This is a genomic window from Vibrio hepatarius (genome assembly GCF_018860525.1).
Taxonomy (GTDB): domain Bacteria; phylum Pseudomonadota; class Gammaproteobacteria; order Enterobacterales; family Vibrionaceae; genus Vibrio; species Vibrio hepatarius_B.
This window is the reverse complement of sequence record NZ_JAHKPM010000015.1, coordinates 35,014-61,011: the sequence shown is the minus strand read 5'-3', so window position 1 is coordinate 61,011 and position 25,998 is coordinate 35,014. Positions and strand designations below refer to the sequence as shown.

Here is a 25,998-nt window from a genome sequence, read left to right as displayed (position 1 = left end):
TTTTTTTACGGTATGTAGGATTTTGGCAGCTTTATTCACGAAACCAATTTTAGGTTTTTATCTTGGCGAGGACTAGCAAAGTGTCTACCAAAGAAGCTTTTATAAGGTTCATTAGTATTGGTAAGCCAGCCATTGATCTGTTTCACGTGATGACGTTTGCTTGTATCTATATCGACCACATTATAAAAAAGAGGTTCGCCATTCTTAGTCACTTTTGTGTAATTGCGTGCCATAGCACTGACGGAACTACCATGACTTAAAATAACCGTCTTATTACCTCTAGGACTCTTTTCGCCTTCAGGATTTGTTAATACCCATTTAACCTTTCCATCGATTTCTTGCCGCTCAAGTCTACCATTAAACGTGTTTGATACGGCTCTAGCTGGTTTGCTAATTGCTATGGGCATTTTAAAATCTATGTATGCTTCATTAATGAAAGTGCGGGCTTTATCACTTTTATCAGAATCATTCATATCCTGAACTGCATTCTCATTATTTTCAGAAGTCGATGCTAGCTGTATCTCAGTTTGCAACTCATGACTTACATTAATATCCTTCTTAATAAAAGAAATATGAGTACTACTTGTATGAGATTCTAAAGTCTCATCTACTTGTTCAGTTGCAACCGCGTCTGCCGACCTATTAGTATCATAAGCGCCAACTTGTAGTTTGACTTCATTAACATAGGTATTTCTCGCAACCTCTGATGGTTGAGTATTAGCTAAACTTGGGGTAGTACTTTCACCTTCTGGGGTTGGGCTTGCTCTATCTTTATATGTAGTTCCCGTCGTTGGTGTTGATGGACCGTCAGTCTCAGCTTGCTCTGGCGTGATTGAATGACTCTCTGCCGTGGATTGAACCGGCGTTTGAGGTGTAACCACTTTCGCTGTTTGTGCCTCATCACTAATGCTTGGATTCGCCGTTACCCCTGTTGAATCTTTGGGGGTTTTGGGCTGATTTGAGATACGCTGCGCACTGTCAGGACCACCGATAAAATCACTTGTTGGATTAATCGGTGTCCATTTACCGTCCTGGCCCTTACGGTAGCCATCTACTACTGTGCCTGTCGCCGTATTGGTCGATGGTGGACCATCGGTTTTAGCCGTCGATGAAGTGTCAGCACCCACAGTACTGGTATCGTCACTTTGAGTATTCTGCTCTTTACCTATCGTTGAATTCGCCGTTACCCCTGTTGAATCTTTGGGGGCTTTTGGCTGATTTGAGATACGCTGCGCACTGTCAGGACCACCAATAAAGTCACTTGCTGGACTAATTGGTTTCCACTTGCCATCCTCACCTTTTCGATAGCCATCTATTACTGTGTCTGCCGGTGTATTCGTTGAAGGCTGACCACCCGTTGTGGCTGCCGTTGGCATGTCAGCTCCCACAGTACTGGTCTCTTCACCCTGAGTACTCTGCTCTTTACCTATAGTTGGGTTCGCCGTTACCCCTTTTGAATCTTTGTGCGTTTTAGGCTGAGTTGAAATACGCTGCGCACTATCAGGACCACCAATAAAGTCACTTGCTGGACTAATTGGTTCCCACTTGCCATCCTCACCTTTTCGATAGCCATCTATTACTGTGCTAAATTGAGGTTGGAGTTTTCGATCTGCATTTCTAATATCTTTTGTTGTCATCGGCAACGGGCCGATCAAGTCATATTCATCGATAGCACTATCTATTGATAGATACTCATCTGGACCTATCGCTGTATTAGCCGATGTATTGTCATCGGTTTGAACAGCACGAGTTATTAGGTTGCATAGATTTTGATCAGTCCGAACATATACATCCGCTTGGTTAGAACCATCAGTAACCGTTGCTTTAAACATCGTCTCGGGATGAGTAGAGTCACTTTGAGTACCAAACTCTTTTTTAACTTTATCGGATAAGTCCTTATCAGTAACTGTAGAGACTGACACTAAACGAAGATTTGGTTTGTCCGCACCATCAGTATTTGTGTCACCGAGTGGAGAACCATCTCGCTCATGGACGTAGATATCACCGTGGTAGATATCACGTATATTGTATGTATCACCAGCTATGTTGTAAGTATTGTTGATTATTACTGAGCCCTGAGAATCATTCTCGCGTTCACGTTTTACTTTATCCGCTTCGGGCTCGTCATCCTTTTTGTCAGGATCAATGTTCGGCCTTGGTTCGGGTTCAGCCTTTGTTGGATCTTTTGGTTTAGGGCTTTCCGATGCATTTTCTTCGGGCTTATCTTCGTTTGGTTTTTCGTCTTTGGATTTGTTTTCCGGCTGATCACCGAGATTAAACACTTTGCCACCGTGAATACCACAGAGTATGGTATTCATATAAGCCGCGATCGCAACGCCAGCTACTGGACAAAAAGGTACAAGGGCAAGCGCTAAAATACCACCTGGCACCATTAGACCAAGATGAATTTTCGCTTTTCTCTCTGGACTAAATTTACCACTATACGCCTTTTCGACTTTTTTCTTCGTTTGCGCTTTTCCTCGACCAGTTTCTTTGTCAGAATCGGTCTCACTATCAGCATCATGAGACTCATTGTCACTTGGTAAAGGTGTAGGCCCAAGAGAAAAAGAATCTGGTGTTTGCTGTTTGGCCATCAAGTTATTTTCGATAATGCGCTGCATTTGACGTTCATCAAGCAATGAGGTTGCTCGCGTTAAACGCGGGCCATTACCGTCCGCTCCCTGTGAAGAGCTGTCGTGATTAGCCCCGATGTTAGGGACAGATGTTGATCTAAAGATCATGTTTAGAACCTCATTATTTCTAATAATTGTATGGTCAAGCGTCGAAGATCTTCTTCTAAAACACTAAACTCAGGGCAAGCAAGCGTGACATAGCCATCAACGCGTATCAGGAAGCCACCTAATGTGGTCTCAAACTGGTGTAATTTTTCTATTACCTGCTCAATATTGTGTATATGGACAAGTTGGAAGAAAGGCACAACCGGATAAAGCACATAATCTGGATGTTGGCTAAATACAGCTTCTTCATTTTGCTCAATTTTAAGCAGAAAGATTTCGATTTTGTTTAACGCTGGCTGCATATTATTTGGGATAAACTATAACCACATCATCGGTCGATAAAGCCGATAATTCATGCGTGGTTAATGCGGTTTCAAAAGGAGTCCAGCTTACAGTAAGCTTTAAGTCTCCTGGCAGGGCTTGAGGTTTAGGCTCAAGACAATCGCCATCAATATTGATGGACTCTACATCAAGATACAGAGTAGTCGTTATGCGTTCGCATTCAAAAATGGTGACAATACGCAGCGGTAAATTGAGGCTGTCTGTCTGATCGACAAAGCCAACATAATGTACACCATGTGGTGCCAAATTCTGAGTAATAAGATACGCAATATATTCTTTATCTAGATGTTTAATTTCAAGGCCTAACAGGCGCTCAATTTCCGCTACCTGCAAATAGCCTTTTGCTTCAACACCCATATGAACAAGGCTGATTTCTATCCAGTCTTGTCCTTCACCTGAGTTTAACTTTAACTGGCGAAAGTCTATATTTATTGCTTGGTTATCAAAGCGCGTTCCCGCAACAAGGTTAACTTTGCTCGCCACTTCATTCGATATAGTGCAACTTGGAATTATGTTTACCGCATCATACTTCATAATATTCACCGATTTCGAGACAACAAGGCCAAAACATCACGACTCATAAGATAGTCCTTTTCATCTACCCAATCCCTTATTCCTTGGGGGATTTCACACACAAAGTCATAAATCAATTGGTAGGTCTCTTTAGAAGTCATCGCTCTAAAATCATCATCTTGTACCAATCGTAAAATAAACGTAATGTTATGAAATTCGCTTTCTAAAATTCCATCAATAACAATGGATTTTACTGTATTTTCAGAGTAGTCGCGCAAACGTTCAAACCACGCAATCACAGCTTTCTTATCTAAATATACATCTGCATCCGACATCTGGTTCCAACTTAAGCGCTGTGATTTGTTCTTGATCATCTCATACGGGTCAAGAGGTCTATCTTTTAAATCACAATGTGCGATACGAGTATGGCTGCTCATCGTTTTCCCCTTCTTCTACATCATTTAATTTGCGTTGCTTGTTTTTATATTTACGCTCGCGCTTGTCATATTTGCGGCAAAGCACCAGCATAGACAGCAGACCTTCAAGATAGTGCTCATAAGCAACTAGCTGCTGCAATGCTTCACTATCAGCTTCCATTCCCTCACCAAGCTCACCCAATGACTCTAGATATTGCTTCATCTTCTTGCGTAAGGAAGCAGGATAAAGGTGTTGGCAATGATTGGCTGCTTGTAAAATAAATAGCTGTGCATCGTTAAGCAGTTTTTTATCTGGTAGTGCCTCACTAAAACCATGCCAATCACGCAGCGCTTTAAGTTGATAGCTATTCAGCATTTTCGCAAATTGCCTCTGATGTTGAGGCGTCATCGGCTTACGGCGAATACGAAACAAGCGTGGTTTTTTTTTGGTTCGTTTTTCTGCTTGCTTTACATCTCTGACACGCTTGGTTTGACTCTCTTCCCGAGTTTGCTTTGTTGGCGTTACGTCATGAACACGCTCGGTTCTTTGCGGCATTGAAAATGATACACTACGCATAGTCTAAAAAGAGCGGGCGAACCCGCTCTGCTCCTTAACGGTTCGTTGCCAAGCTTGCTTTAGCAACTGCATCAAGAACGTCATTCCATTTAAACGAAGACTGAGTCAGGTTTTGAATGAATTCATTAAGCTGAGCCGCGCGCTTCTCTTGGAAGTCTTTAGAAGCTTGCATTTCCTCTTGCTGACGCACTTGGTCAGCATGTTGGATCTCATTGGCATTACCAGCCATCTGGCCACCAGTGTTGCTCATCTGTGCCACTGATTGATACTTATGCGTGCGATTTTGCTGTAATGTCGCGCTCATTTCATCAAACAGTTTGGGATTATTCTTCTTAAGATCAGCAGCGTCCTTATACTGACCAGAAGTGCTGGCAAGATGCTTATCTGATAAAGCTTTTGGCTGTGCCATTTTAACGGTTGCTGCAGTAGACAAAGCCATTGTCGCAACAGAGACTGCCAATGTAATACCAAACTTACGCTGGGCATCACCACATTTGTCTGAAGCAATCAGTTGAGCAAAGTCCTTGATTGCTACACCTTCCGCAATGCTATTCTGCATCACTTCATTACGCAGCTTCTGCTCTGATTCAATAATCTGCGCTAACAAAGCAAGAAGTTCAGCAAGTGATACAACTGACACTGTATCGCCAGAGGTATTCTTGAACGTCACTTGATCAGTATTTGCATCATATTCGCCAGTCTCAGGTACGTACGCTAAAAGTGCAGCGTCAACCTTATTGCGATTCTCTTTGGTTGGGTTTTGAGCCTGAGTAACCAGCAATTCCATCACAGAGTTAGGGATTTGAGTGATCTGTCCACCTGTTACAGTGCTAAGAAGTGAGCCTAGCTGCTTAAGTGACGCTTTAGCTTCTGGTGAAGAAAATGTCGCTGGTACATTTTGTACACTTTCAGCATTCGCAGCTGATAATACACTAATATTGGTATCTAACATTAAATTATCCCCTAGCCTTTACATATGAATTGAAATCATCTTATCGTTAAATTCACGATGAGATTGGTTAGTATTAAACAAAGACTCAAACGCGTGGGTAACCGCACGCATAGCTTGACTAAGCATGTTCATAATTTGCTGGATAGCCGCTTCCAATGCATCCTGCTCTGCCTGTGCTTTCTCCATATCTTCCATGATTTTGGCAGATTTAACGCCATAGCCAGTACTCACAACATCAGCTGCAGTGGAGCTAACTTCTGTCACCTGCGCAACGCGAGCTCCACGAGATGCAGCTTTCTCTGAATTCCCAATATCTTTGATGGACTCTAGAACATCATCCAACATCTTCTTAGCCTTATTAAGAAGCTGACTTGGTTTAAGTGATTTCAGCGTAACAAGCATCTCAGACACTTTGCTGCCAAGAGCTTCTAGCTGTTTAAGCATATTCGCAGGGCTAAGGTTCTTGATTGCATTAAAGAAATCATCAGCCAGTTTAGATGCTTGTGCGACAACATCTTTGATTCCAGCCAACACATCTTGAACGGCTTTCCCAGCTGATTTAACCGCGTCGGAAGCAGTATCTAATACTTTAACTACACTTGCTTTTAGTTGGCTAATTGCCTCAAGAGCTTTATTCACCGCTTTAGATGCCATGTCTCCCGCTTTTTGTATGACCTGCTTGGTCGCGGTAGTAGCAATATCTTTAAACGATTTAACTGCGGCAATTGCATCATCAAGTAACTTAGTTGCTTTTTGCGCGCTCGATGCTGATTTACCGAGTAAGGTTGCGAAGTTAACCGACTTAAGTTTTGTCAGCATGTTCACCAGTGTTTCAGAGATTTGCTTGGCAAGTGTCGCTGCCTTAGTAACAGCCTTAGTTGCAGCCTGACCAATACCACTTATTAGCTTGGCTGGATTGAAAGCAATGAGTAGCCCAGCAACCGCACAGGCGATTTCGAGGCCCATTTTTATCTTCTGACGTTTTTCTTCCGGTACGCCACAAGCTTCCATAATTTTATCAGCAATAGTCGGTAAAACGACCAAAGTAACGGCGACAGCCGCTATTATCAGTCCAGTTGCACCACCAAAAGTCAAAATTGACCCAACAACAGCGGCAAGTATGCCCAAAGCCATACCAATTTTTGCAAACAGTCCCCGTTTTTTCTCAGACTTCTGCTGCTCTTTAAGGTCTTCTGATTGCTGCCTAATTGCACCGATAGTTGAATCTCTTTGCAGATCAATCAACGATTTCTTCGCTTCAGAGTTGGCTTCGCCTGTTTGTGAAACCGCATTTGCAACTTTTTTATTACTCTCTTCCAGTAAGCGCCATAACGCACTTAGCGTAACGGAGCTACCCGGCAGTGGCTGACTCGGTGACGCTTGTTCTGCTGCCACTTTTTCAGCATTACCAGGCTGTTCGCTGGTGCTATCATCTACAGGAGCGACATAAGTCGTTGCTGAGACGGGATTCATGAATGTACTCATTACGTTTTCCCTTCATGTATTAGGCCGGGAATAAGCAGCCAAACCGGCATGCTCTCTACTCTCAATGATTGAGCGGCATGTCCCCGGCGATGTCATGCCCATTTATGCTGTCATTTAATCGCTATATATTACGAGCGATGGCCATTTGCTCATCTCGACAAATGGAAAGCCAGTATTTCAGCGTTTGCTGAAGCATCTTAACTTGGTCACCGATACGGTTAATCTCTTTTATATCTTCATCCGTAAGTTCACGCTGTGGGAAGTTGGTATACATATCTTCAAAATATTTAGCGCCCAAGCCGTTACCATACCAATCAATAACTTGGTGAGAATTACCGCTAGAGTCATTTTGAGTTACTTCCCTCCAACCATCACTACCAGTTTGACCATCGTTATCAAAGACAAAATCTATTGCGGAATCGTAATGGGGATTAGCTGTGTTCTCATTAATGTACTTATCTAATTCGCTAATAGGTGCAGTAAGAAACATGTCAATCACGGATTGTTCAACTTTTGGCTCAATGGCCAAATACCCCGCCATCAAAGCCATCCGGAGCATAGGAGACAAATCTCCAGAATAGCCCGAATCACAGACAAAACCACCAGCATCGTCATAATTGTTTATATACTGACTTTTTAGCGAAGAGACTCCACCACATTTATCATCCATGTACGTAAGGATTTCATGGCACAAGCTGTCCTGTGGTGAATTGTCCATCATGAATTTATATATATTTTCACACTCACTCGCAAAGCGGCTACCATTGTAGCTTTCATGGTAACCATGAGAACCCGAGCCCGTACTTTCAAGGAAATGGCGCATTTGTGCTTCAAAACCGTTATTTCCGCTATATCCGGGTTTTCCCTCACCATAGCCGTGAGACATAAAATCCATAATGGCAAGCTGAAATAGGTCCTCAAGTGCATAACCTGACGTTTCACCACCATTCTTTATACCTTCAAACATCACAGCCATGGCACTCTCAAACATGGGCAAACCTGGTGTAGTCCAGCCTTTAATTATTTCTAGCTGTTTACTGTACGATTCGATTCCTTGAGCTAAAAGAATCGCAATGGCATCTTCAGGGTTACCACCTGCCATTGTCATCACCACTTGTTTTTGGTGATTCGCTATCATAGCTAAGGTTTCTGCATCAGCAGGTTTAGCGCCTATAGCAGTAATGGCATTATCGGCCTTTTTCAGTTCTGTCTCGGCCTTGTTAGTTGCATCAATCTTTTTATTCAGCGCTTGTACATCTATCGTTTCATCAACACTAGAAACGTCATGTAACATCAGATCATTGATATTGTTAATCATCTATTTGTACTCCCTGACTCACTCATCATTTAGGACAAATGAGGTGATAGCTGCTGCTTTAAAAATTCGTAACGCTTGATATTAAATTCACTTAAATTTTCAGGCTTAACAATCAGCCAATGAACCGCAGCCTGCATGTTATCCTTGAGTTTGTAATGACAAAGCGAAATATTGAGCATGGTTTCATTAAGGTCATTCGTTGGATAGGTTTTTAAAATATTCAACATATCTAACGCTTTCTTGAACTCGCTTTTTTCTAGGTATATTGCTGCTAAACACCCAGGTCCCCGATGGTCATATGGGTTCAGTGATGAATAGGAGACAAAGACAATTTCAGCTTCTTTAAACTGAAACTTATTATAAAACTCAACGCCAAGATCAAAGATGGATTTTAAGTGAGTTGTTGTGATTTTGTTGGAATCACGCTGTGCAGCGATCTCCTGTAAAATTTCATCACCATCAAGTAAAGAAAAAAAATCATCTCCTGGCTTACCAAAATTAATCGCTTGGTTTTTCATTTTATTTCACCTTTAATAATTGCAATTAAATCGCATCAGACTGGACGAGTATGGGGACTAATACTTGATGAACCACATTAGACAATCGATAGGGGCTACTAGTCTTCAAAGGCTTAGATGGTATATCTATACCTAAACGAATTGACCACAATATTGCGAGCCTTTTGTTATAATGTGCCAGCATCAAAAGCCCAAGTTGTAAACTGTTCATATTTTGTGGGACATCTTGAATACCCGCTGCATTGGACCAAAGGCACATCCTTTGTTCCAAAATACTTCTGAGTTCCAATACAGCCTGGCTATTTCTTGTGTTGCGATAAAGCTGGTACTCAACCAAATAACCTAAAGTCATCACGATTTGTCTGACTTGTCCTACGCTACTTGACAGCCACAAATAAATTTCTTCATCGGTAAGAGAGGTCAGTACCAAAAATGAGTCTTGACTCAGCTGGCGCTGAGTCAAGCAATGATGAAGTAACTTTTGATGACGCTTTTTATACGTTTTCATTGCCTGCCAATTGAACAAAGTAGCTTACTGTTAATGTGTCCGATTCAGCGACCAATCCTTTCAGAAATCGCTCGATATTACTTTTTTTTGTACTCTCAAACTCGTTTAGACTCATAATCAAGACTGAAATACGTTTACTCTTTTCACCTGTAACTACAACACTAGCGCGAAGGACATTAGGGATAACACTCAACTTGTTGTAGATTTCACGGCTCTCAAGTAAATTACTTTTCACCATTTCTAGTTTGCTCAAACTAGCAAATTTGGACTCAAGTAAGTCGTTAAGGTCTTCACGTTGAAAATAAAAGTTAAACTCAGTCAATAACTCGCGAGCTTTCGCTTCATCTGGCTTGTCAACATAAATCTGAAAGTTCTCTTTTTCAGACGACAAACTGGCTGGAACTTGATGCTGAGCCAACAGAACAATTACCTTGTTTGCGACATCAGCAGATTCAAAATTGGCTATTTGAATAGAACCTTGTTCACCACAACCAGTGAGAGCAAGTAATAGTAAAAACCAAATTTTTTTCATCATTGAGCCTTCATCACTTCATTGATGGCATTTGCCGATTTAGATACAATTTTTGTCACCGTTTCTTGGAAAAGGCTGTAGTGAAATACAGATTGTTGAAGTGCAAAAGTATCCTGAACCGTCATTGCTTCTTGATTAGCATTTATTTGATCAATATTATCCAGAATCTCTTGAAAACCCTCGCCAACATTATTGAAGGTTTCTTCCAGCACAGAAGGTTGAATCTGCTCAATCATTAGATCTGGCATTGTTATTCCTCTCAAATAACTCTTAACTATTAACAGGTGAAGATTAAACTTTGTGCTTATACTAATTATTCGTTACTCACAGCGCCAATGAATCATTGTGAAATAATAGTTTTAGTAAAATATACTTTATAATCATAATTTTAAGACAAAGACCACACTAGAGATTCAGTCCTGATATAAGTTGAAAAAGCTCTGAAAACTTGTGAATATGATTAAATTTCCACCAAAACAGCAGCTAAACTAAATAAGGCGTTGCCTTGTGTGATGGCAACAAAATAACATCACCAGCAGTCAGAGGTTTAATGGATGAAAACACAAAACTTGACTTCAATGTTACCCCATATGATTTTATTCACTATGTCTATGACATGGGCCTGTATTGTCACCGGAAACGAGGGAATAGTTAGGATCGCTATAGGAGAAGGGCATAAAAGTTTAGCGAAAGTACCCAGTAATCGAAATAATGTCGAGTCCTACCTTTCTCAGCTGTACAAAGGTGCCAAGATCGACTTCGAATTCATCTATTTGCCAAATGAACGTGCCATTCAATCTGTGATTTCAGGACAATATGATGCGCTTGGTTTAAGAATAGATGGCCTAGAACGTGAAAATAATATCATCAAAGTCGATGTACCTTTAGGATCATTTGATGTTTATTTTCTCTCAAGAGGTGACCGCTTCATCAATACTGTCGATGAGGCTAAAAATGAAACTGTTGTTGCACTTCATGGTGCACGTTATATAGAAACGTTAAAGCATACTAAAAAATTACACTTAATCCATTCGGAGGAGCAAGCTGCGCTGATGTTAACCAAGGGAAGAGCTGACCTTTGGCTCGCACCATTGCCGAGCTATCATTTAGTGAAAAATGCTTACCCAGATATCAAGATATCCAGCCCTATCATATCCAAAGAGAATGTTTATCACTACATTCACTCCTCTCAAGTTCATCTACTTGAACGACTTGAAAGCTCAGCAAAACGGTTAGTCGAGTCGCGTAGATCGCTAGCAAAGGCTAAACAATTGGAGAAACAATAATACTCCAACAATGAACTATTCAATAGTGTTGAAAAACTGAATAAAAAACATGAAAATCCATGTACATAGAGTTTAGAATACACCTGTAACTTTAGTTGGTTCATTCAATACGTTTCAAACTCTCCATTGCTATAGTCTAATATTGCTTGTTCGATCTCCTGCATTGAATTCATAACAAAGGGACCGTGGTGTACGATAGGTTCATCAATCGGCTCACCTTGAAGTACCATTACGCCACTAGACTCTCTAGACATAACTTCAATGTAGTTTCCTGATGATAATACCGCGAGTTCACCTTGCCTTAACTTTTGATCATGAACATCGACCTGTCCCTCATAGACATATAAAATGAGATTAGATGTGGCCGTTGTCGTCATTTTTAAGCTTTGGTTAGTCTTTGCCTGCCAGTCACATACAGATAAAGGCACTCCAGTTTGGTTAAGTGGACCACTTAATACATGCTCACCGATAGACATATTACCAGCCAATACACGAACAAGCCCTAACTCACTGTCTGTATATTCGGTGATGGTTTCAGATTGAAAGTCTCTATATTGGGCTGGTTTTGTTTTGTCTATTGCTGGCTGATTGATCCAAATTTGAAAACCATGCAGATCACCATCTTCCATAATCGGCATTTCACTATGGATAACCCCTTTACCAGAAGCCATCCACTGAGCCCCACCTGAGCGTAATTCGCCAATATTGCCCATATGATCTTTATGTTGAAAGTGGCCTTTTCTCATATACGTTAAGGTTTCTATACCACGGTGGGGGTGCGGTGGAAAACCTCCAATATAGTCATCTCGGCTATCTGACTTAAGTTCATCTATCATTAGGAATGGAGAAAAATTGGGTTGACTAAATCCAGTAACACGATTAATTTTCACCCCTTCATCATCAGAAGTCAGTCGAGAACGGATGATTTGAACAATATCTCTTCGAAAATTCATAACAAAGCTCCTCTGTTTTGATATCTACAGTCTATTGCTTAAAAGCGGAAACTAAATCACAAATCATCGACCCACTCATTCAAAATTTCTGAATGTGTAATTATCAATATAGTTTGAGCTATACCTCATAGGCCTATAGGCATTGAATATGAGTACAATTTGCTTGAACGGTCAGGTTGTACTCAAAATAACCATTAAGAAGGCGATCAAATGTTGGTGTTCGCTCGTGCAAATCGTATAATTTCATTATTAGCCTGTTGTATCTGGATTCAGCATATGTCTTCAAAGTTTATTGAACGAGCTTGGTCTCACTCTTGCGTTACTATGGAAGAGAAACTCGTTTTGCTCGCATTAGCAGAGTTGTCTGATCGCAGTGGGGCGGTTATAACCACAATGTCCGAACTACAGACTATGACCAATGGATCTGAATCAAACATTGATCATATACTAGGAAAGCTCGCTATTGAGCAAGCCATTATATCACTGAGCAAAACACAGACTCGTAAACAGGGAAGTATCAAATGCAAAATCAATGTCGGTAATCAACATTCGCTCCCTGTTTATGCAACGTCTGAGCCTATTGCAAAAGTCCCTCAGTTTCATAAAACGCAAGTTAAACCGCTACAGAAATCAGAATCCACGGTAAAAACCATCAACATATTAGAGCTATCTCCGAATATTATAGAATCTTGGGCTGAAGTGATTATGTTTAGATCTGGCTTCGCCAACCAAACCAATATTTGGGCAAGTTTTGTTGACAAAGTGAAAGATCTTGGAAAGCCTTTGATGAGTCAAGATGATATTAATAGCCGCCTTCATGCTCATTTACATTCAGAAAAAAGCTATGGACAAAATAAAGGATTTAAAAACAAACAAAATACGAGCAAAATGTCACCCAATCAGGCCTTCAAGAAAAAGATGGCGAACTTCAACTTTGATTTTGACGATTAGGTAAGCAATGAAAAACATCAACGAAATCGCCTCTAATTGGCAGGAAAAAGGACAAGGTACATCCTTTCAAGTTACTAAGCCAACCACTAAAAAAGAAAATACCACAAACGTAACAACAGCTTCGTCTGTAACAACATCTCCTGTACCAATGCAAATAAGTGGTGAATTCAATCAGAATCTAAAAGATGTCTTACGCCCTTACTCAGTGGATCAACGCAAGCATATCATCGCTTTTTTTGGCAAAATGCAGGAAAATTTTTCCACTCAATTCACACATATGTATGGTTCTGAGCCTGACGACGAATTTGCCGCATTTGCTTCTCAATTGTCTATCGAGGACGTTGAAAGGATCGTTCATCATCTACGTGAACGTCTTCTCGCTGGTAAAGAATGGCCGCCTGCACTCGCTTTGCTTTCAATGTTAAAAGACTTACCACTCAATACTGAGATTCTGGAAGCTCGCCACAGAATATTGATCAAAAAAGAACCGGCCACTCGAGTGGAAAAGTATATTTTTAATCGTAAGACCAGCTACCTCAAGTCCCTATCCGAGAAGAACCTTTCTGAAGAATTCAAGCTGTTATATATCAGCGCCTATCAGGAAGTACAAAATAACCTTGATCTGAGCTTGAACCAAAAAGAAAAAGACGTTGAACAAAATGTCCTCAAAATAGAACCGACTCAAATCGATCTTGAGGTGCAGCGACGAATAGAGCAAGGCATTCGGCCAAATGGAAACGTAGGTCACCTTCTTTCACGAATCGACAAGCTTCGCCATGATCACCGCCCAATTTCTCAAGAGCCTCAACCTTTATGGCAAAACTCAGCTCAACCAAGCCAAGATGTTAACAAAGAGAAAATTGATAATGAACAGCAAGCTTTAATGGAGCAAATTCTACGCGAGACTAACGGTGATAATGAGAACGTTTAATATTTTAAAGAAAGATAGAGATTTTTTTCTCGCCTCGACGGGTAAGTCTCATTGTAAAATCATTATCGATGACTTTAGCCGAGATCTGCCAGTTGGAGAGGTTTCGCTTCATGCCGAAGAAGTCTCCAATAAATATAAATACTATTCAAACGAGGCTATTTTTAAGCTCACTTTACCCTTAGCCGAGCAAAAAGATATCGATATATGCACATTAAGCAGTGGGCGAAAGAATCAATTTATCTATAAGAAATGTTTGAAATTAGGGGGGAAATGGGAACCCATTCTCGGTCAGTGGGTTTTTTCAGCGTCTGTAGAAAATAAAGTACGTGAACTAGAAAATATTATTCGTTCTGAAGAGCAATATGTAGAGGTCACATTTAAAGAAACGGTGACTATTAATAATCAAGATCTCACATTATATGGATACCCGATAGTGTTTTCGACTAATCCGAAGTCAGTTAAGACAAAAAAAGGGGTCAAATTGCACAGTGGTGATATCGCAGTGATGGGTAAAAGAACAACGGTCATTGCTGGAACTAAAATTCGTTTGTTTGTACCACACGCCATAAAAGAGCATCCCGATTTTCGTGAAGATTATCTCTGCGCAACTCAAGTTGCAAAAAAACGCAAACCGAATAAAAGAAAAACTTACTCTTGGGAGTAAGTTTTTCTGCTGAATCAACCATACCTAATACTATACTACTAAATCATTGTCTATTACCCTTTCATCTATCCCCTCTTCTTGCATCTCGCTTTGATTTTCTGCGATCAATTCATCTAAAACTTGGTACAGCTGAGTGGGATTTGCGGCAGTTTGTCCAGCAATAATAATGTGCGCAATATTGTTGGCAACCGCTAAATGATATTTACGCCACAACTCCTCCGAGGGCTTCGGAAACACGACTATCGGAGAGTTTGCATGACGCCACGCAGCAATACCGTTTTTATTCAATGTTATAACTACTTGCTCTGCAAGCTCCAAACAGTCATACACACGCTGCTTTTTTTCCTGTTCACTACTACTTCGGATAAACTTCCACAAAAATAATGCTGTTAAGCCACTGCGAGAACCGGTTAATGTCTTATCTGGTGCGGCAATATACTCAATTTGGTGACTGACTTTGTCCGTATGCTTTTTTAACGCTAGAACTATGCCACAGGGAGTAGGCGAGCCCAGCATTTTATGGCCCGAAACAGATATAGAATCAATGCCATGCTTAAATGAGAATCCTGGAGGATTATCTAAATATGGAACGATCATACCATGGCAAGCAGCATCGGCATGAATATAGTATTTCTCGCGAGAAATGCCGACCTTTTGCAAACGCTGCTGAATTTGCTTCAAGTCATCAATGGCACCCAGCATAGTGGTCCCTATGTTCGCAAATATAATCGGTGATTTACCTATATTTGCTCTGAGCGAAGATTCAAGATCGTCATAATCCATTTCTCCCATAGCACTCGATGCTATCATCTGATACTCAATATTTAGGAATCTGACAATTTTCATCACTGAATAATGGGTATCATCAGAAAAATAGACAATACCTGATGGGAATTTTTCTCTGGCAAGATAACAGCCATACATATTACCCTCAGTGCCACCATTCGTTACATAGCCCCATGCTTCATCAAATGTGGTGTCGAACAAATGACAAAAGTATTCAACTACATCTTGCTCAAACTCAAAGGTATTCAGCGGATAATTTGATGGCTCTGCCCAATCACCGACATTATTAATCGAAAACTGAAAAAACGACCATAAATCCCGATAGTCATAATCAGTTGCGACTGGATAACCAAGCATCTGATGCTGACTTTCAGTACACACTTTATATAAATCCCTAAGCCTTTGAGTATCCACATAAGAAAGCGGCATTTGTATTCCCTTACATTGATTTTATTAACGCTTTAATGCCTGTTTTGTGAACCAATTACAATCATGCTTAAGGATTAAATTTTCATTCTGTGAATCAATAAATAAATTCAACACATAATCAATTAAGTATATCACTTAACCTACTTACTCCATCGATACAATAAGCATCAAGCTTAATGAGGAACGTTAGTAAGCGCATCGGCTGCGTATCTTCTGCAAACGTTAAAGCAAGCTTATTTTTGGACGAGGAAAACGCATTATCTACCATAACTAAAGTACTTCCATCTATCACAAGTTTGAGCTTATCTTGATCATGTTGAGCCACCACTTGACTGTGATGAAAACCAGACAAATCAATAACCGTTGAATAACCAGAGTCTTGAACAATAACCGTTTTATACTGACCTACAACATCGTTTAATCCATAGCTATTACTGCGCCCTGAGATCGCAAGTACCAAGGTGTCGACTCCGGCCAATTTAACAGCCTCCGTCATGCCTGATTGAGTGGCTTTAAGAACTAAAGTCCAAATTTTTTCATTCCTAAAGGCATCATCATAAAACCCTAGAGAAACACTACCTCTCTCTCGATCGGATCGAATAAGCTCTCCATTTTCAGGAATGAAAAATACCTGCTTCTGACTATCTTCAGTGGAGCCTATCCAAATGGCCTCTCCTTGATGAGCTAATTGAACCTGCTGCCTTGTTTGAGCAACGAGCCAACGCCCACCATCATCGCCCAATTGGATAACAGGTTTGGCTGGAAAGGTATCTAAGAGCAAATCAAGAGCATTTTGATGACCATTCAACCAATTCTGAGTAACTTTGGTAAGGTATGCTGAGGTATCCGTCCTAATCTCAAACACTAGTCCAGAACGAGTTACAACACGGTAACCATCGTGACTGACGTAGAAATTCTCAAGGGCTTCCTCAGTAAACTCCACTTCTTCAGGCATAGTAATTAAACCATCAGTAATAAGACGAAAATCTGCAGTAAAATTATACATTTGATCGACAGTAAAAGTATTTTGGGTATATGCTTTTCCGGTTGTGGGATCAAACAGCCAAACTGATTGATCATCTTTTTTCCCTATCAGTTTAAACGGTTTGTCACTCCATTGGTTTGATAGCAAAACAAATTGATCACTTGACGGTAAATACCAAGCTTTTAGCGGTTTTTGATCGTAATCGGTTAAACCAAATATCATGATTTGATGCGCTATACCCTTGAGTGTAACACTAAGTTTGTCTTGCCAAGTGTGACGATGTGTCTCCAGCCATTGTCGATTAAGCGCGACTATATTCAGTATACCTTTCTCGGTGACAATATGTATTTCACCATTGGGTTTTACAACATAAACTCCTTCATGGGCACTGACTTTATCGCCAGGAGAAAGAGACAGCTTCTTAAAACCCGTGTCATTTAATATCACTATACTTTGTTGATTCTGAGTGTAGAAATAGTGAGTATCTTTATTCACAAATAAGAGTTTTAAGTCCTCCACCGGACGTCTTAACCCAACGTTAATGACTTGATCTTCAGATAAGATACTCCAAACTGGAGTTTTCGATGGTTTACCTATCTCAATAGTGTCGGATAACACTGCAGGCACTTGCTTGCCTTGATCTAAGCCGATAGAAAATGGCAACATAGAATGCATAGATAAAGCGATTAACTGCCGATGACTTTCACTTAACGAATCGTTTAATGCTTGATAGAGCTGCTTATCTCCGTGGATATCGGTTAAAGTAAGTCCCGATGGCGTTAAACGGTAAAGATATTTAATTCGAGACTGGTCTGGCATATGATAAGTCGCCGCCACCAATACTGACCCAGCTTCTGTCCAAGCATTAAATTCCGCCGATATAGGTTGTGTGATGGGCTGATGAAGGGAGTAAAACTCGATCATTTTACCACTGGCAATATCAGTCTTCCAAAGCTGACCGTAGTGAGAATTAAAAAACAGTGCATTTTCATCAGAATCATTCACAAGCTGAGCAGAATAGGATAACTCGACTGAAACATCCTTTGTAGCAATCATTCTGTCTTGTTTGACATCATAATAAGCCCGCCCAAATAACTGCTGATCTTGTTGGTAGTTTTCTACGACTACATAATCACCAAGCAATTTATGCTGCGCAGCCACCTGTTCTAAATGATGAAGAACATCATCACCACTATTTTCTTTGTCTGCTTCAACCTGTAACAAAGATAAATTTGAGTCTACAACTTGCCAAACTTCTCCGTTATTAATATAAATTGTCATCGTCGAACGTGTCAGATATTCAATATCCAAACTAACCGAACCAATAACGATTTTATTCGCTTTCATAACAGGCTGCGCATCTTGTATCTCACGAGCATCAATGACCCAGTCAACGCTTTCTGCCTGTTCATCAATTAAAGAGTAGCGTCCATGAGACTGCACGATTAACTCCTGATTTCCGCCCTGTGCACTCAAACGATAGTGGAGTTTACGATGTCCAAATTTAGCCAGCTTAGGAGTAAAGACAACTCTATCGTCAGCACCAAGATTAACGTCAACAGTATGCGCAATAAACTCCTCTTTCATATTGCGAATTACGTATTCAGATGGAAACACATAGAAGTCGAAATCAAAATCAAGCTGAGTTTCTAATGATCTAAGAACGTCAAATCCTTCATCATGCCTTGTTGTAGAACCTGGTAAGATTTCATAGTTGTAATCAATATATGAAAACCCAGTAGCAGGTAGTAAAATCTTCGAACTGTTTGGGTTTATTGAGTGGTGAGCGGCATAACCCAAACGCTCTCTGACAGACAAGGCCTTACTCGTGTCTCTCAACGCCTTAGGTAAATCCCCTGCCCAAAAAAAGTAATTTAGCCAACCAGAACCTGTTTTTCCATGCTTTGAGGAATAGAGTGCTTGGCTACCCAATTCCACTTCTCCATGAGAAAGATCAATCCGATCCACAACTGCGCCAGGTATGGGAAGAAGAATGTCATTATCAGAATCATATCGATACCCTCCGTTGCGATATGCTTTGTCTATTTGATGAAAATAATGCCCAACCTGCTGAGCATCTTGGGCAATTTTTCCAAACGCCTCTGCCAAAGCGGTAAAACCGACCGCCAATCCGCCAATTATTGCTCCTGCTTCTCCTAACACAATTGCCGTCGTTGATGCCCCCGCAATACCAGCGCCTAAGGCAGCACCGCCTAAAGCCGTTCCAACCGAATTAAAACCTAGCTGGGTTCCAAAAATCGCTCTCTGCTGAGCATTCTTAGCATTCGCAAGCTCATAGGAGCTTAAACCAACGTTAACCACTCCAAAAACCAGCCCAATACCTTGGTTTGCAATCCCAGAAATACTACTCATGGTGACATTAATCAGCTCAGTATCAGTTACAGTCGCAACCTTGAAGAGCTCAACCATATGATTTACATCGTTAAGTAACCCATGCGCTATCTGTCCAGCCATCACGTAGCTATGAATTTGTAATGCGCGTTGAAGGGAGTCTCGGCTTTGATCGACAACTTGACTTCGCTGCTCATTTTGAAACCACGTGATAACAGATTGCACCGCAAAACCTGCATTTAAGCCGTCAAAACCTTGCACATCCTCAAATCCAAGGGGCTGGGTACTTCGACCTGTTCTAAGATCGAAGTGAGTATTGATGTTTGAGAACTGCCTGCGCAGATACTCACTGACCTTAAACAATTCCAATCCACGTAGCTGAACTCGATTTTCTTCACTTCTATCTGGTGAAATAAACGTGATTGCAGAGAACCCTTCTTTCGGCTGAGCAATACTACCGATAACTGGTAGCCAGTCATCTGGAATACTATACATAGTTCGTACTTTACTGACTGCATTAGACAATTTTCGCGCATGATCATACGCAGCGATCTTGGTTAAACTCATTCTCAAGGATAAATCTTGCTCAATCTGCTGCTCAGAGCTTTCCAGTACGATCACTGACTCATCATCATCAATCGTCATAATAGATTCAGAGTCAGATATGGTCACTATAGATTCTTCATCACTAATAGTGACAATAGAATCACCATCTCCTACAGGGCTTAAGGGCCGCTCTATGGTTAGGTCAACCACTTGTTGTCCAGGCAACACCTCAACATGCGCCATTTTTTCTACATCAATGTTAACGATATTAAACTCAGGTTTAGCTCTAGTGCCAGATGCCATGTAGTACTCAGCTAAACCATTCATCACAAGGTGGGTTTCCAAGCCTTTCTTTAATGACTTTAACGAAGGAAACTCAACCAAAGAAAAGTTTGGATCATAAAGATAAAAACGCTTAGTCCCCATATCATTTACCGCAGAGACACCAACAGAATGAATACTGGTATTAACGGAAAAAGACACTCGTCCTTTTTCTGACAAACTCCTGTCTAGTAATGCCACCATACCATTAATATCGAAACTCCCTAACAATTGGCTGCTTTGCCGCGCTTCGTGACTAGAATGCAAATTATGCAGAGCATCAAGAAAAAACTGACTTTCAACCGCACTAGGATTTGCCGCACCAATAAAAAGTTTATTGGAAAGATGGTAAATTGAATCCGTTCCGCGTGATATGGCAACCGACATAGCTCTGACAAGTGGGTAACAACGACCACTACCGTCACCCATTAAGGTTAAGACAAAATCTTGAGGAATACTGGTTATTACTTTCCCACCTAAGCGCTTCATTGCTTGATTAAACTTAGCCGTTGAATTGAGTGCTTGAGAAAGCCTATCTGTACTCATTTTCTCATTGATCCAACGTATTAGAGCTCCTTGCTGGCGAGCATCCATTTCGGTTGAACCTAAAAGCAGAAGTTGTTTTTGGCTCAGGGACATAGATTCATCAAAATCAGGCAATTCTATTGAGTGATAATTCTCATAACCATCATCAAAAGCGACTCGCTTACTGCCAGATAAATTTCGAATTGCTCTTTCTTTAACTAGAAATTGTTGATGAATCTGACCCTTATCGAAGTTGCCCGCTCGTAAACTCTCATCCGCCACAATAAGGCCAGCGGTTCCCTGCTCTTGTTTTTGCTTAGTATTAAGCCACATCTGGTCAATACCCCGAGACAGATCAATTAAACCTTGGGTATTGGTATCCAATTCGAGCAGGCTAGAACGCAATAAAGAAAGCTTTTGCTTAATTGCAGCCTTGTTGGGATATCCAGGAATTTTTAGTTTGGCCAATTCGACCATTCTCTCTCTAACAAGTGACCGTCGCTGCGCTGAGATTTTACTGTTCATTTTCGCGCGCAAATCGCTCCACATGGTCAGGCTCGAATGTGTCTCTATTTGTTTTATTTCAGCTGGATTGTATGGTAAGTCAGTAATCTTAGCCGTTGAAATACCGAGACGCTCTGCCAAGCTAATTAACTGAGCTTGAATGACTGTGCGATTTTCGACAAAGGCTTGACCAAAATTTTCACTAACGGGTGAAAAAGGAACAGATGTCGTCGATCCTGTACGTCTTACTTCAAGATCACTAAAGCTATTAAAAGACTGCTTCTGTACAAGACTCTGCCACCCCTGCTCATTGTAGATAAAGAATGTAACATCTAGTCCCTTATCGAACTTAATACTGTCTGCCACACGATACCCTGAACTGAGATCTCGAAGAGCAACCACATTGTCATATAGTGGATAGGCGTGGGGCCGCTTATCGAAATAGATTCTAAAGTGGTCCGCATCATGATCAACGACAACAACTGTCCCTCCATCATTAGAAGGTGCGATAACCATCTGACCATATTTAGCGTTTTTTTTCACATCAATAAAAGACGGCATGTTGTCTAATAAGGGTTCACTAAGCACTCTAAGCTTATCACCCGTCAAAACGTCATCTTGTACAATGCTTAATTGATACCCATCAGCACCAAAGTGCATAATTGGCTGACCATGATTTACAGCATATTGAGACATGAGTGGTGTCACATCTAAAGTAAAGTTCTTCAGGAAACTCTGCGGATCACGAGTAAAGTCTATAAATGCCTCAGAAAATGCTGCTTGCTTCGATTTGTACTCGAAAGAAGGATCTAATAAGGGGATACGAGCCGAATCATAGCCATGTTTATTTAGTGTCTCTGGCAAAAGGACGCCAAGTGATTCACCACTAAAAAAGTGTTCCAGAATCGCATCGGTTGCGACAACCGATCTTGAACCACCGTGGCTTGAATAAGCCATGCGTGAGCTTTCTGCATAGTTTTGACCTTTTGCTAACGCCACCATACCAAGCGGAGTATGCTCAATCCACGCTTGTTCCGGAATATGTTGATGCAAAAACGCGACCACTCGTTGGGCATTATCTATATCAGCGCCATTTAAGTAAATTACAGCTTGGTCTGTTAACGAACCAAACTTAGCAGGGGCAAGGATTTTTGCCTGCCTCACAACGTCAACAACATCACCAGAGTAAAGCTTCGAGAAAGCGTCGATGATTTGGGGTAAATATTGTTTTGAAAAGTTAAGCGTCAACCTTGAAGTGAACAAAGCATCAACTTCAGGCTCAGTATAAAAAGTTTCCGGTATAAAACGTGCTGATGTGGCATAACGAATAAAATCATCCTGCCTAACGTTAGCAATTGAGCTCTCATCAAAACCCTGAATATTGATTCGGAAATGTTCTGATGACTGGCTTTTCTCAGTTAATAGCCGATATACATTTTCACTTTCCTGCTGCGTGAGTGGCTGTAACACCTTTGGCTTATCTGAGGAATAAGCATCATAAAAGCTTTGGTGTACCCTTTCTTTAAGCAAGATATAGTTTTGCCGCGTATTTATCGTCCAATGACCGTCTTTGGCTAAACCGGCTTTAATATTTTGTATAAGCTGTTGGTTTGTAGAACTGGCTATAACACTGTTACGTGTTTTTCGCATGACATCAAGAAATGCATCAAATCCTTTCTGATATTGACTTTTATCTAAGGGCACACTTAATATATAGCTAGAATTTACTGAATTGATATCATTATTATCGTTTGAATTAACCGAATACGACGTAAAGAATAGTGAGGATAAAACCGTTAATACGATTGTTTTTTTCATATAATTTCTAAATGAATGAAAGCAAAAAATATAAGTATCAAATAAATTAAAAACAATCAAATAAGTGGTTAAAAATAATAGATCTGAGTAAAAATAAACTTTATCTTTCCTATTAATTTATAATAAAAAATTTATTGATTTATTTAATGGAATCCAATGGTGATAGCCTTACGGCTCATCACCATATTTATCCCCTATTTTCTCAGTATGCCTGTCAAGCTTTCTGGAAGTTCTAGTAACCAATAACTCCCATATTTTCTCAAAATAACCACTTCATTCCTTGTAATTAATCTACCAACTAATTTTTCTCTTTTCTCAACATTAATATATTTCTTATCATTATATTCAAATACATTGATTACTTGAAACGATTCTAAGTTAGCCGTGTTATTACCTGATGACTGGGCAATAATAGAAAGGAACTGGTTCATAAAATCAACCCCTGCCATTAGAGCAATATCTTCCTTAGTGATCGATTTGCCAAAAGCCATATTTCTTATAAGCTTCATACTGGGATCATTATTTTCAAGTCCCAATACAACCATGTCTTTCAAACTGTTAATATCATCGGGGTGATAAAATGCCGCAGACTGATCAAATCCAACTTTATTAATAAAATCATAATATTGCTGGATAAAGTCTGTAGGTATCTGTGATAACGATAATGTACCATCAACAATGACACGTACATCATTTATAACGGACGATGATGAGCTATAAGGAGTAAAGGTCATACTCTTGTCGGCTAACCAATTCTCGTATACCCAGTTAGATTCATCAATACAATGTTCAGACACTCTGTCTAAGTTGATTCTATCACCGATAGTCGTATTGTTGACTTTTTTTCCATTATTGTCTTGTGCATAAGTATAAATAAGTACACCAGATTGAGGTGATTCCGTATATTGATCGATATGACTGTATGATGTCTGAATGCACACTCGCTCAATACTAGTCAAAGCAATAGGAAGTTTTGCTATTGCCTCCGCACGTTGCTCTAAATAACCTTCTGTCAAATCGAAATAATCAAATTGAGGTTCTTGGTATAAAACAGGCTCACTCATAATAGCAGGTAAACCATTTTTTATATCTGGCTCAATAGATAATGTATCAGCAATAGATGGTACAGAAAAAAATAATATTGCTAGTAGGTTATTTTTATTCATTCATTACTCCTTAATTTCAAGGTGCAATATCAAATATTATATGAACTCTTTCAAGTATTAATTTAAAAATACAATATATTAATATGTTTATGTGATTATTATCCACTAACATTAAAGGTTTAAATATAAATAAAACAATACATGATTTAATGTATTGTTATTTAAACAATAATAGAAATATTAAAATAAATATTAAAAATCAGTAAGATCTATAAAAAGATTAGTTTTTAAGCAAAACTGATAGATTTGAATACACTTCTAATTTATACTTTAAGTGCCAATCCGACACATCAATCTATTATGCTTAAAATTTCAAATACGGTTACACTTCAGGCTTGGGAAATTAGGCTCACTGCGATACGAGCACAAGGTGCTGGTGGGCAAAACGTTAACAAAGTCTCTTCTGCGATACATCTCCAGTTCGATATTATTCACTCTTCACTCCCTGCCATCTATAAAGAACGCTTAATGTCACTCAGTGATACCCGAATTTCAAAGCAAGGCGTGATCACGCTTAAAGCCCAACAATTTAGGACGCAAGAACAAAATAAGGAAGATGCGCTCAATCGACTCACACAGATAATACGCAGTGCAACAGAAGTACCCAAAAAACGCCGCCCAACTAAACCTAGCAGAGCGGCTAACGAAAAGCGCCTAAGATCGAAAGGAACTCGCTCTCAAACTAAATCTCTTCGGGCGAGAGTAAATCATTAACAACTTGGTCCAGTGAAACATTTTATTACCTTGATTCCAACGGGTATGAGCGATAGCTCCACATACCGTAAGTGCGTAAAGCGTCACGATAAATACCAAGTAGTTCACTACCACTGATTTGTTTTAGATCATTAAGTGTTTTATCTGGATAGGCCAGTGTATCAAAGGTGATACCACTTGGTCCTGTTTGCCAACTTGCAACCTCAAAAAGCACCTGACCACGACGGACATGACTGGCCGAGCTGATGATTGTCGCATGCTTTATTTTGTGTCTTGCAAGGGCATAACTGCTAAATAACGCGTTGCCCACTGTGCTAGTGGCATAGTTTTCTTCAATGATACGATCGGAACTCACTCCTTTGGAAATTAACCAATCAGCCATGAGTTTACCTTCCGTTTTGTGGTTTTGCGGTACACCCCCTGTCAGAACAATAAGCGCTTTCGGATTCGCTTTGGAGAGCTTTAACGTAGTCTCAAGCCGCTCAATTAAAATTGGGTGCATTGAGCCATCAGGGTTTAACGCATACCCCAAAGTTACGATCGCTCCACTATCACTAAGCACGCCCTTATCCGCTTGATCTTTCAGCGGCGTCGCAACTACTCGGTCAATCGTTTGGAAAATTTTGCTTAAGTCTTGCGCTTTTCCAGCATTGAGTTTAGTCAGAGCCTGTCTATGCTTTTGTGATTTTTCCTCGTTACCCTTAAATTTTTGCCACACAGCCAAATACGTGTGTAAATCAATATCATCAGGCGCGGCTGATAAAGCTTGCTCAAATAACTCAATCGCTCGATCAACATTCTTGTTATAGATTTGCGCATTCGCCGCTGAAATCAACAGATCCGTTCGGTAAGGTTCGAGTTGGTATGCTTGCAAGAGGCGATCGGTCACTATTTCCATATTGCTTGGCATTTTCGCTGTAAAACCAGCGTGAGAAACTCGTGCAGGCGACTTAAATGCGCTTACCGCATCATTTAAAAGCTTATCGACTACCTCACGTTTTGTTACCAAATCTGTGTATTGCGCAGAGGCTTGTACGGCTTGCTCTGAATCTGCGATTGCAGGTGTTGACGCACCGAGTGTCAATGCACTTGCAAGTAGTAGCGAAATCAATGTTTTGTTCATGCAAAGTCCTTAGGGTCTTATTTATCTCAAAATCAAGTGTGCAGT

The 25,998-nt window shown here is 40.3% G+C and carries 22 protein-coding genes; 5 read left to right on the top strand and 17 right to left on the bottom strand.

Annotated features, from left to right (window positions below):
• Window positions 1-35 precede the first annotated feature (35 nt).
• The 12 genes from KO511_RS04110 to KO511_RS04055 all read right to left on the bottom strand — a co-directional run bounded on the left by KO511_RS04110 (window position 36) and on the right by KO511_RS04055 (window position 10,147).
• The gene (locus tag KO511_RS04110) at window positions 36-2,741 is read right to left on the bottom strand and encodes a hypothetical protein (protein WP_215986201.1); all 2,706 of its coding nucleotides are present in this window, start codon (window positions 2,739-2,741) and stop codon (window positions 36-38) included.
• 2 nt (window positions 2,742-2,743) lie between these two features.
• Complete coding sequence (locus KO511_RS04105) at window positions 2,744-3,040, bottom strand: hypothetical protein (RefSeq protein ID WP_215986200.1); 297 nt, start codon at window positions 3,038-3,040, stop codon at window positions 2,744-2,746.
• Between the two features lies 1 nt (window position 3,041).
• Window positions 3,042-3,614: a hypothetical protein gene (locus KO511_RS04100; protein WP_215986199.1), complete on the bottom strand. Its 573-nt coding sequence runs from the start codon at window positions 3,612-3,614 to the stop codon at window positions 3,042-3,044.
• Between the two features lie 5 nt (window positions 3,615-3,619).
• Complete coding sequence (locus KO511_RS04095; protein ID WP_215986198.1) at window positions 3,620-4,030, bottom strand: hypothetical protein; 411 nt, start codon at window positions 4,028-4,030, stop codon at window positions 3,620-3,622.
• Window positions 3,999-4,586 carry a hypothetical protein gene (locus tag KO511_RS04090; protein ID WP_215986197.1) on the bottom strand — a complete coding sequence of 196 codons (588 nt, stop codon included), beginning with the start codon at window positions 4,584-4,586 and terminating at the stop codon, window positions 3,999-4,001. Before KO511_RS04090 ends, KO511_RS04095 begins: the two co-directional genes overlap by 32 nt.
• 34 nt (window positions 4,587-4,620) lie before the next feature.
• Window positions 4,621-5,538 carry a type III secretion system protein gene (locus KO511_RS04085; protein ID WP_215986196.1) on the bottom strand — a complete coding sequence of 306 codons (918 nt, stop codon included), beginning with the start codon at window positions 5,536-5,538 and terminating at the stop codon, window positions 4,621-4,623.
• An 18-nt stretch (window positions 5,539-5,556) separates the two neighbouring features.
• Entirely contained in the window at window positions 5,557-7,023 is a 1,467-nt protein-coding gene (locus tag KO511_RS04080; RefSeq protein ID WP_215986195.1) for a hypothetical protein, read from the bottom strand.
• A gap of 121 nt (window positions 7,024-7,144) precedes the next feature.
• Window positions 7,145-8,341, bottom strand: coding sequence for a hypothetical protein (locus KO511_RS04075; protein ID WP_215986194.1), 1,197 nt, complete (start codon window positions 8,339-8,341; stop codon window positions 7,145-7,147).
• Window positions 8,342-8,370: 29 nt separating this feature from the next.
• The gene (locus KO511_RS04070) at window positions 8,371-8,859 is read right to left on the bottom strand and encodes a tetratricopeptide repeat protein (protein WP_215986193.1); all 489 of its coding nucleotides are present in this window, start codon (window positions 8,857-8,859) and stop codon (window positions 8,371-8,373) included.
• Between the two features lie 25 nt (window positions 8,860-8,884).
• Entirely contained in the window at window positions 8,885-9,367 is a 483-nt protein-coding gene (locus KO511_RS04065) for a hypothetical protein (protein ID WP_215986192.1), read from the bottom strand.
• Window positions 9,354-9,899 carry a type III secretion protein gene (locus KO511_RS04060; protein WP_215986233.1) on the bottom strand — a complete coding sequence of 182 codons (546 nt, stop codon included), beginning with the start codon at window positions 9,897-9,899 and terminating at the stop codon, window positions 9,354-9,356. The genes KO511_RS04065 and KO511_RS04060 overlap by 14 nt, the downstream gene beginning before the upstream one ends.
• Window positions 9,899-10,147, bottom strand: a complete 249-nt coding sequence (locus KO511_RS04055; RefSeq protein WP_215986191.1) for an EscI/YscI/HrpB family type III secretion system inner rod protein — start codon at window positions 10,145-10,147, stop codon at window positions 9,899-9,901. Before KO511_RS04055 ends, KO511_RS04060 begins: the two co-directional genes overlap by 1 nt.
• Before the next feature lie 306 nt (window positions 10,148-10,453).
• On the opposite strand from KO511_RS04055, the gene KO511_RS04050 reads away from it, so the two are divergent.
• Window positions 10,454-11,185: a substrate-binding periplasmic protein gene (locus tag KO511_RS04050; RefSeq protein WP_215986190.1), complete on the top strand. Its 732-nt coding sequence runs from the start codon at window positions 10,454-10,456 to the stop codon at window positions 11,183-11,185.
• A gap of 104 nt (window positions 11,186-11,289) precedes the next feature.
• On the opposite strand, the gene KO511_RS04045 is transcribed toward KO511_RS04050, so the two are convergent.
• A complete protein-coding gene (locus tag KO511_RS04045) occupies window positions 11,290-12,138 on the bottom strand; it encodes a pirin family protein (protein ID WP_215986189.1) in 849 nt (282 codons plus the stop codon).
• 276 nt (window positions 12,139-12,414) lie between these two features.
• On the opposite strand from KO511_RS04045, the gene KO511_RS04040 reads away from it, so the two are divergent.
• From KO511_RS04040 to KO511_RS04030, 3 genes are read left to right on the top strand one after another with little or no spacing between them, the layout of a single operon-like run.
• Entirely contained in the window at window positions 12,415-13,089 is a 675-nt protein-coding gene (locus KO511_RS04040; protein WP_215986188.1) for a hypothetical protein, read from the top strand.
• A gap of 7 nt (window positions 13,090-13,096) precedes the next feature.
• Window positions 13,097-14,020 (top strand): hypothetical protein, encoded by a 924-nt coding sequence (locus tag KO511_RS04035; protein ID WP_215986187.1) that lies wholly within the window; start codon window positions 13,097-13,099, stop codon window positions 14,018-14,020.
• A complete protein-coding gene (locus tag KO511_RS04030) occupies window positions 14,007-14,684 on the top strand; it encodes a hypothetical protein (RefSeq protein ID WP_215986186.1) in 678 nt (225 codons plus the stop codon). The genes KO511_RS04035 and KO511_RS04030 overlap by 14 nt, the downstream gene beginning before the upstream one ends.
• Window positions 14,685-14,714: 30 nt before the next feature.
• On the opposite strand, the gene KO511_RS04025 is transcribed toward KO511_RS04030, so the two are convergent.
• From KO511_RS04025 to KO511_RS04015, 3 genes are all read right to left on the bottom strand, one after another.
• Window positions 14,715-15,899 carry a histidine decarboxylase gene (locus tag KO511_RS04025; protein WP_215986185.1) on the bottom strand — a complete coding sequence of 395 codons (1,185 nt, stop codon included), beginning with the start codon at window positions 15,897-15,899 and terminating at the stop codon, window positions 14,715-14,717.
• A 118-nt stretch (window positions 15,900-16,017) separates the two neighbouring features.
• The gene (locus KO511_RS04020; RefSeq protein WP_252724242.1) at window positions 16,018-22,950 is read right to left on the bottom strand and encodes a TcdA/TcdB pore-forming domain-containing protein; all 6,933 of its coding nucleotides are present in this window, start codon (window positions 22,948-22,950) and stop codon (window positions 16,018-16,020) included.
• A gap of 194 nt (window positions 22,951-23,144) precedes the next feature.
• A complete protein-coding gene (locus KO511_RS04015) occupies window positions 23,145-24,116 on the bottom strand; it encodes a hypothetical protein (protein WP_215986184.1) in 972 nt (323 codons plus the stop codon).
• A gap of 300 nt (window positions 24,117-24,416) precedes the next feature.
• Between KO511_RS04015 and arfB the strand changes: the two genes are divergently transcribed.
• On the top strand, window positions 24,417-24,830 hold the full coding sequence (gene arfB, locus KO511_RS04010) for an alternative ribosome rescue aminoacyl-tRNA hydrolase ArfB (RefSeq protein ID WP_215986183.1): 414 nt from the start codon (window positions 24,417-24,419) through the stop codon (window positions 24,828-24,830).
• 25 nt (window positions 24,831-24,855) lie between these two features.
• Here the strand turns inward: arfB and KO511_RS04005 are convergent, their stop codons facing one another.
• A complete protein-coding gene (locus KO511_RS04005; protein WP_215986182.1) occupies window positions 24,856-25,953 on the bottom strand; it encodes an ElyC/SanA/YdcF family protein in 1,098 nt (365 codons plus the stop codon).
• Window positions 25,954-25,998 lie beyond the last annotated feature (45 nt).

Coding starts and splice junctions, on each gene's coding strand:
- KO511_RS04110 (WP_215986201.1), bottom strand. CDS start 2,741: ATGATCTTTAGATCAACATCTGTCCCTAACATCGGGGCTAATCACGAC.
- KO511_RS04105 (WP_215986200.1), bottom strand. CDS start 3,040: ATGCAGCCAGCGTTAAACAAAATCGAAATCTTTCTGCTTAAAATTGAG.
- KO511_RS04100 (WP_215986199.1), bottom strand. CDS start 3,614: ATGAAGTATGATGCGGTAAACATAATTCCAAGTTGCACTATATCGAAT.
- KO511_RS04095 (WP_215986198.1), bottom strand. CDS start 4,030: ATGAGCAGCCATACTCGTATCGCACATTGTGATTTAAAAGATAGACCT.
- KO511_RS04090 (WP_215986197.1), bottom strand. CDS start 4,586: ATGCGTAGTGTATCATTTTCAATGCCGCAAAGAACCGAGCGTGTTCAT.
- KO511_RS04085 (WP_215986196.1), bottom strand. CDS start 5,538: ATGTTAGATACCAATATTAGTGTATTATCAGCTGCGAATGCTGAAAGT.
- KO511_RS04080 (WP_215986195.1), bottom strand. CDS start 7,023: ATGAGTACATTCATGAATCCCGTCTCAGCAACGACTTATGTCGCTCCT.
- KO511_RS04075 (WP_215986194.1), bottom strand. CDS start 8,341: ATGATTAACAATATCAATGATCTGATGTTACATGACGTTTCTAGTGTT.
- KO511_RS04070 (WP_215986193.1), bottom strand. CDS start 8,859: ATGAAAAACCAAGCGATTAATTTTGGTAAGCCAGGAGATGATTTTTTT.
- KO511_RS04065 (WP_215986192.1), bottom strand. CDS start 9,367: ATGAAAACGTATAAAAAGCGTCATCAAAAGTTACTTCATCATTGCTTG.
- KO511_RS04060 (WP_215986233.1), bottom strand. CDS start 9,899: ATGAAAAAAATTTGGTTTTTACTATTACTTGCTCTCACTGGTTGTGGT.
- KO511_RS04055 (WP_215986191.1), bottom strand. CDS start 10,147: ATGCCAGATCTAATGATTGAGCAGATTCAACCTTCTGTGCTGGAAGAA.
- KO511_RS04050 (WP_215986190.1), top strand. CDS start 10,454: ATGAAAACACAAAACTTGACTTCAATGTTACCCCATATGATTTTATTC.
- KO511_RS04045 (WP_215986189.1), bottom strand. CDS start 12,138: ATGAATTTTCGAAGAGATATTGTTCAAATCATCCGTTCTCGACTGACT.
- KO511_RS04040 (WP_215986188.1), top strand. CDS start 12,415: ATGTCTTCAAAGTTTATTGAACGAGCTTGGTCTCACTCTTGCGTTACT.
- KO511_RS04035 (WP_215986187.1), top strand. CDS start 13,097: ATGAAAAACATCAACGAAATCGCCTCTAATTGGCAGGAAAAAGGACAA.
- KO511_RS04030 (WP_215986186.1), top strand. CDS start 14,007: ATGAGAACGTTTAATATTTTAAAGAAAGATAGAGATTTTTTTCTCGCC.
- KO511_RS04025 (WP_215986185.1), bottom strand. CDS start 15,899: ATGCCGCTTTCTTATGTGGATACTCAAAGGCTTAGGGATTTATATAAA.
- KO511_RS04020 (WP_252724242.1), bottom strand. CDS start 22,950: ATGAAAAAAACAATCGTATTAACGGTTTTATCCTCACTATTCTTTACG.
- KO511_RS04015 (WP_215986184.1), bottom strand. CDS start 24,116: ATGAATAAAAATAACCTACTAGCAATATTATTTTTTTCTGTACCATCT.
- arfB (WP_215986183.1), top strand. CDS start 24,417: ATGCTTAAAATTTCAAATACGGTTACACTTCAGGCTTGGGAAATTAGG.
- KO511_RS04005 (WP_215986182.1), bottom strand. CDS start 25,953: ATGAACAAAACATTGATTTCGCTACTACTTGCAAGTGCATTGACACTC.